At 52.7% G+C, this 6,909-nt stretch carries 8 protein-coding genes; all 8 read right to left on the bottom strand.

Translation table 11 applies throughout. The features are described from left to right. Positions 1-259: 259 nt before the first annotated feature. The 8 genes from ABX962_RS25620 to ABX962_RS25655 all read right to left on the bottom strand — a co-directional run bounded on the left by ABX962_RS25620 (position 260) and on the right by ABX962_RS25655 (position 6,754). Positions 260-754 (bottom strand): DinB family protein, encoded by a 495-nt coding sequence (locus ABX962_RS25620; RefSeq protein WP_372723581.1) that lies wholly within the window; start codon positions 752-754, stop codon positions 260-262. Positions 755-848: 94 nt separating this feature from the next. Then, complete coding sequence (locus tag ABX962_RS25625; protein ID WP_372723583.1) at positions 849-1,325, bottom strand: hypothetical protein; 477 nt, start codon at positions 1,323-1,325, stop codon at positions 849-851. Between the two features lie 159 nt (positions 1,326-1,484). Continuing rightward, positions 1,485-1,952, bottom strand: coding sequence for a hypothetical protein (locus ABX962_RS25630; RefSeq protein ID WP_372723585.1), 468 nt, complete (start codon positions 1,950-1,952; stop codon positions 1,485-1,487). 548 nt (positions 1,953-2,500) lie between these two features. Next, positions 2,501-2,947 (bottom strand): DUF1569 domain-containing protein, encoded by a 447-nt coding sequence (locus tag ABX962_RS25635; RefSeq protein ID WP_372723587.1) that lies wholly within the window; start codon positions 2,945-2,947, stop codon positions 2,501-2,503. 1,012 nt (positions 2,948-3,959) lie between these two features. Then, positions 3,960-4,178, bottom strand: coding sequence for a four helix bundle protein (locus ABX962_RS25640; protein ID WP_372723589.1), 219 nt, complete (start codon positions 4,176-4,178; stop codon positions 3,960-3,962). Between the two features lie 156 nt (positions 4,179-4,334). Next, positions 4,335-4,685, bottom strand: a complete 351-nt coding sequence (locus tag ABX962_RS25645) for a hypothetical protein (RefSeq protein WP_372723590.1) — start codon at positions 4,683-4,685, stop codon at positions 4,335-4,337. Positions 4,686-5,348: 663 nt separating this feature from the next. Further along, positions 5,349-6,200 (bottom strand): hypothetical protein, encoded by an 852-nt coding sequence (locus ABX962_RS25650; RefSeq protein WP_372723592.1) that lies wholly within the window; start codon positions 6,198-6,200, stop codon positions 5,349-5,351. A 125-nt stretch (positions 6,201-6,325) separates the two neighbouring features. After that, complete coding sequence (locus ABX962_RS25655) at positions 6,326-6,754, bottom strand: hypothetical protein (RefSeq protein WP_372723594.1); 429 nt, start codon at positions 6,752-6,754, stop codon at positions 6,326-6,328. Between the last annotated feature and the right edge of the window lie 155 nt (positions 6,755-6,909).

Raw genomic sequence — 6,909 nt, forward strand, 5'->3', positions numbered from 1 at the left:
AGCGAACTCCCCACTCCCCACTCCTCACTCCTCACTCCCTGTCTCCCTGTCTCCCTGTCTCGCTCCCGCTCCCGCCCGCCCGCTCGTCAATCATTTTGCCACCTAATCATTCTGCCAATCGAACGACCACGGGAGCCATTTGCGACCGCAAGTTGACGATTGCCATTAAGTTAGCGTCGTCAGTTGGGGAATGGCAGCGGTAACCGTGCCGCCGCCAAGAAACTATGTTTCCAACTCCCGTGTCATCGGAGGCTCCGGTTCACGGCTTTGGCGTGCCCTCGGTTTCCGCTTCCCAGCTAAATACGTCACCTTCAGGTAAGTCGCGCACGCCGCACAAACGAAGCATATAAAGTAACTGGGCACGGTGGTGCATGCTGTGGGTGATCAGGTGTGCGATCGTCGTGCCGAACCGTTTTTTCCGTGGGGGGCGGTCCAAATGATCGTACCATGTTTGGTTCCAAGCATTTGATTCCGCGACATCCTGAGCAACCTTTCGCAATCGCGATTCCGCGTTGGCAAGCCGTTGAGCCATACCCGGAATGGTTTGATCCGTTGATCGTTCATATTCTCGCTGTGCCATCAAAGCAGACCAAATCTCCATATTGTGGATGATGTGGTCCAGCGTTCGCCGCAACGTTCGATGACCAATGTCAAAATCGCGATCGAGGTCGGCCACGGAAAGTTCCGCGCAAATGTCGAGGATTCGTTTGGTCGTCCACGCATCATGTCTTAGTAAACAATCAACTAAATCCATGCGGCACTCTGGGGGCATCACGACGGAATTCACCGAGTACGCGCGGTTGACGTGTCGGTGGCCATGTCACATTACTCGCGTACTTCAGTTCAATTCATGGTTCTGTCGATATTCGACTTTCACTTTCTAACTCCGGACCCTTGGCGGGCGGAATGATGAGCTCTTCGAGTCTGATCCGGGCCGACACTAAATTAACGATGACGCCAAACGTGTTGGAGCTAACGGAATGATCGATCTGCCAATCGCATGTGTGATCCATTTCTCTGAACGTCACGGCGACCGTCGCAGCTGGGCAATCGGCAAGCCTCGTCACCATGTCGTTGATGGCGGTCGTGTCGCCCCGAAAACGTAAGGTTGACACTCGCATATTCGACTGACCATCAACGAATCTACAGTTGTCGGATTTCAGGGCGGTCACGACCTGTATGGCCCCGTGCTTGGGGTAACCAGTGTTGAAGGGGATTCGGCAATCGGAACCAATCGGAACCAGAATGCCGAAGGCGGAAGTCGCCGTTATGGTGAGTACGCTCGCGGTGACGACGGCGATTAAAAGGGCTCTGATTCGTGACATCCGTGTACTCCTTTAAGTGCACACTTGTAATTGCGAACGCGAAGACAACGCAGTCAAAAACGATTCCCACTTGTAGTGAGACAGAACGTCGGACATCACGGGGGACGGAGTGTGAACTATCCATTGCGAAAAACGCCGCAAGACGTCCTCCATTGCATGTCATGGTCCTGCCTTCTTTTCGCCGGCCCATTTTCGATGTGATTTGGGGACATCGTCCGCCCACCGAGGATCGTTGCGTTCGTGGAGCGAAGGTGAGTCAGATATTGCATAGGCGTAATCCGCGACCAGTTTATCGTAGTCCGCCTTGGTTTCGTATCCCGGCTCGAGCTTTGAGTTTAGAACCCGTAGTTCAGTGAGTACTTGATCTACGTTGCCGTTCTCTAGCTCCTCAATCGTGTTTTCGATCAGGTCCTTGGATGCGGCACCGTACCAAGCGTTTGCGTTCCAGATTTGAAATGACCCAGTAACACTGCCTGCGATCCAGGCGACACCGAACGACATCGCGAGCGATGCAGCACCAAGACCAATCCGAATATTTTTTCGCGGTTGAAACTCGGACACAAGCCAAGCTAGCGATGTAGCAAGAACAACGATAGCGACCAGTCCAACCGTTGCTGTGAAGGTCATGTGGAATCGTTCAGTGATAGGTCAGTGGCAGAATGACGGCCGTAACCGGGAACGGCCAATCGGGTTTCCATTTTCAGGCGTCTTATGCCGTTCTCCGGTTCACAGCATGGATCCTTGCATCTTGTTCGCAGACTTGACTAAAGCATATCAGCACATCGCCCAGCAGCAAAACGAATCACGAACCAGCACCCTCACGCGGCCGTTTCGTATTTTGGAGATACGCAATTATAAGTGATGCGATAGCAATGTGGCATCCGCAGATCGCCCAGACAGCTCCCAATAGTAACGACGACTGAATCTCCGTCGATGAATTGCCTCCAGAGTGCATCGGGTTTTCGATCCATACGCAGCCCATAACGAACAGCAAGATCCCAACGGCAAAGCAAATCCAGATGATTCGAGAAAGTGTCATGAGTCTTAGGCTGGTTGGGAGACGGTTGTGTTCAGCCGGCGGCAACGGTTGCTCATCCACTTCGATCCGCACCACCACCGCCACGCAGGTGCAAGCGTGTGTTGTTGCGTAGTGGTGGATGGGTACAAAATGCCTGTCAGGCGTCCGGTACAACGAAGCTTAAGTGATGGGCGGCGTGCCACTGTTGCATCAAGAGCCATTGTTCACGATTGAGTCGACCCAGCATCGGATAGTGCGTGACGAATGGAGTCGAGGGATCCATTAAGGTTTCCGCGAGCGCGTAAAATCGGTTCGCACAGGCGTCTTCATCGAGATCGCAAGCGGGCTGAAGTTGTTTCGGCGCTTTGCCACGAAGCTTGGATGGTTTCCCCTTCCGCATCGTAGGCATGAACATCAGTTTCATCACGGGTCGCAACAAGGCAGGAAACGTGAATTCCGCGCCGTCGATTGTCATTTGCATGGACATGTTCAGGTGATCGAGTATTTGGGCGAGGCTCCAAGTGCCAACCAGTTCGTAGCCGCCTTCACGTAATCGAACAATGTCGGCGCAAGCAGCGCCCAAATCGGGGTAACACAAATCCATTCGTCGTTCTGCGATTGTCGTTTTAGAATTGGGTTTCTGGAGCATGCTTATGGAGTACGCTTGGAGTTGGTGTGAACGGTTTAAGTCGGATAATGCTGGTCGTCAGCGGGCACGCGCCAATGTGGTTTCCATTCGCAATCGCCTCATGCTAGTCGCCGTTGCACGATATGGTTATTGCATGATTGACGCAGTGTGTAGCAGAAGCCAAGTACGCAGAGAAGGGAAATCCCGGCGAATGTTGGCAGAAGGATCAATTCGCTCGTCCACGATATTGCCGTCGACAAACGATTGTTTGTGTTTTGGACGATGAACTCAACGGCTTGCGAAATGAGCGTGAAAGTGAAAGCACCAATGAAACCCGTTGCGATTGGCTTCGTAGCTCGAACGCGTCTGTTGAGCCGAATCAAGATTGCGTGAGGAAACCATGCGATTGAGGTAATGATTGTCAAGGATAGTAAGTCCGCTCCTGAAAAAGACGCAAGTTCATTGGCGGCTGTCCAACCCCAGCCGATGGCAAAACATAGATATAGGGTCGCAATGAACGCACTGGCGAAAGCTGCGAAATGCGCAGCGTAGATCAAACGCACCGAGGATTCAAACGTTGTCGCGTCAATGTCTTGCGACAATAAGACTGCGGTTGGCGAGTATGGATTGGAGGATGCCACTAGAAATCCGTTTCAATCTATGTAAGTGGGGTGACGAAGGGGATCAGCGGGACGGGAGAGTTGATTTTCCATTTGAAAAACCGCGCAAGCCGTCATCGGGTGCACGGTTGGGTCTGGCTTCCTGCCTTTTTCGTACTCGTACTCGTGCTCAGCATCGCGGTACTCGTCCTCGGTCACTGCATTGTGCTCACCTGCTGGCTCGGCCACGGTATCCGATCGTGCGATGAAGCGGGGCAACATTGACACGATCCCGTGGAGCGTTCGTTTGAGTTGCAATGTCGATCAACACCCCGCCCGTCAGTCGCAGCAAGAATATCGTGTATCACAACACATTCCAACGCCGAGCCTCAAGCAATGTCTGGAAACCGGCTTCGATCCTTGAGACTGCGTTTCCCGTTGCCCTCGGCGATATCGAGCGGAATTGATTGGGCGGCGCGGAGCCATTGGTCACGGGCATGGCGATGGCATCCGTTCAAATCTTTGGCAACGGTGAACGACGAAGCCACGTATTCGATTGACAGAAGATAAACGTCGAGTCGACCGTGGTCGAAGATAGGTTCGGTCATTAGTGCCCCCATTCGAGTAGGAGTACGAGTACCGGCTAACGCCTGAGTACGAGTACGATATCACTTCGTGCCAGAACGTCAATGTTCACTCAGTCGCGTGAGTGAACGTGACTTCAAACGGCAGAAGCCAACGCGACTTGGGTGCAGTATATCGTTCTACAACGGTTCGTTTTCATCAAATTTCCCACGTTTCATGAACAATTGGTAGGCGGCATGTGCTTCCCGCACAAGGCGTTGCCACTGAGAGAGTTTGGCAAGTTCCTCAAGCGGTGGTATCGGATCCAGTGTGTTTTCGGCAACGCCGTTCCAGACCTCGTGAAACCGACCTATCATCAGTGCTTCTTCATTCGTGTAAATGGGTAGTGGGTATTGTCCGTGAGGAGATTTGTACGGCTGCCAGTCTTCCCATTGATTGATTGCTTCGTTGCTGACGGAAACATATGGAACCCGATCCTGATAATCGCGCTGGGCATCCGGATCAGACACCCATTCCCAGTATTCGATCATTCGGTTTCGAACCCGTTGCTCAACTATCTGTTGGGTAACTACGTCCATCCATAAAGTTCCAGAACGTTGGTGGTCAGTTGGCGGCGACCCAAGATTTTGTGCTCACGAAAACACGTCGCTACCGCTCGGGTACACCACGCTGGTTCTCGCGTGGGGCTTACGTGGGGCTTACGTGGGGCTTACGTGGGGCTTACGTGGCGGACGACTCGCCAATCGGACGGGGATCAATGAACCTCAGGATAGCGACCGAAGTAGGCTCGAGCAACCAACGACAACGAAGAATCGGAAACGCAGCGATCTAGCGCCGTGTCATTCCGGGCGTCATTAACAACCACAGATACACGCAGATCCACACAGATACGAATCCCGATCAATCACATCTGTGTCTATCTGGGTAAATCTGTGGTTAAGACCAACCGCGCATCGGTCTGACAGGCAGGCTTGAACTCACAGGAAGTTCTAATGAAAGTGACGTTCGCCCGATACGGTGTCACTGCCGAAGTGAACTGGAAACAACGTTCGAGACCTGAGCAAACAGTTCGACCCCATTAGGCTGTGGACGATCCCGCAAGAACGTCCGACATCAGCGGACCGGGAGGGTTAAGTTTCCATTCGCGAAACTTTGCACACCCGGCTCCGGTGTATCGCAGAGTGCGTCGCACCTTATGTGCATTGGTTCGTAACGTTGATGCAATTGCACTTGCTGCACAAAGTGTAAATCATTTGCACGTAGGCGTCTCCCCATACGACATCGTCATCCGGTTCATGTAATGCGATAATCTTCGCTGTACTTTCATATCTGCCAGATGGGCATTTCGGGTTGTCGCAAATCGTTGAAGGAGCTGTTTGATAAAACGGAGATCGACCCAGAAGCTCGACCTTCTCTTGATCCGTCCATCCCATATCGTTGTAGAGTTCAGGATCAGACACATAGCTGTTGTTTGACAGTCCAAGTCTGGTTGCACGTTGCATTTCGCTGTCAGATAAGTGCTTGAGCCCAAACACGCCTTGCATCTTGAACGCGTCTTCCGCGTTTTCGGGATCGTATGGTTGTCGTTCGAAACGAACTCTCGACTGTACGAACGTGTCTGGGTGGCCAGCGTATGGAAAATCTGGAGTGTATTGATGTCCGTGATCGTATTTGGTCAGCCCGGCAATCCGAAGAAGTAAGGTAAGTCCTCCCCAACGAATCCGTTCCAATATACCGGCGTGGCTGAAGGTCATGTCCGGAAGAATCCTAACGCTCGTGTCGCTCTCAACCACGTACAGGAAGTCTCCGCCGTTGGAAGCGTAGCGAAACCCATAACACAAAGGAAGTTTGGTCAAAGATTTTGGGATGAACGACATGACTGGGTCGTTGGCACTCAAAACGCCTATCAAGTGGACGACGTTCTTGATCCGACGAAACGTGATTCCGATGTCATTGGGATCGCCACCGAGTTGATGAGGCCCATCAGGATCGGCTACCGACTCGTAGTACGCAAGATTATCGTGATCGAAAACGGTCAACGGCATGTGAAAAGCGGGAATACGTATGTCGGCGAACGTCTACGATCAGCCGGCGGCGACGGTTGATCTTCCACTTCAAAACGCCCGGCTTCGCCGCTCGGGTGCAGCGGGTAGTGCGTCAGTTGGTCGGGTTAGAGGTCATCCAAGTCGAAACCTTCTCCACCGAGTTCATCTGCGAGATCGCTGAAGGCGTCGCATTGTGTCTTGACCTCGTCGTCGCAAATGCCACTGCGGATATATCCCAGAGGTCCGTCGGAATGGTCATGTGAAATTTTCCAGTCAACATCAAAACGGCGCGACAGTTCGCACAGCACTTCAAGCAAGTCGCGTAACGTTCCATCGGGAAGGCCCTCGGATTTGGCAGAAGCTACGTCATCGGGGTGCGGAGAAAAGTTTGGCTTACTGGCGCCAACAAGTGTTCCGCTCTGGTTCATTAAGTAGGGTGGCTCGCAGCTGAGCCAAGTACGTCCATAAGTCAGCTCGCTCGCAACGTCGGTCATCTCGCGTTGCAATGCAGGCGAAATCTGCTCGGTTGTCTGGTATGCGACGGAGAATCCCATGTCTGTATCCTGAGTAAAGAATCCATGTAAGTCCGAGGTTTGATGGGTGGGAGCCATTTGTTCAAAATAACTGGCGACTCGGACCCGTGATCTCGGCAGCGTGCGGCTGCCGGTCACATTCATTCCACCCACCAAACACAAGGATCAAAGTACAC

It is taken from the genome of Novipirellula sp., from assembly GCF_041583735.1.
Lineage (GTDB): Bacteria > Planctomycetota > Planctomycetia > Pirellulales > Pirellulaceae > Novipirellula.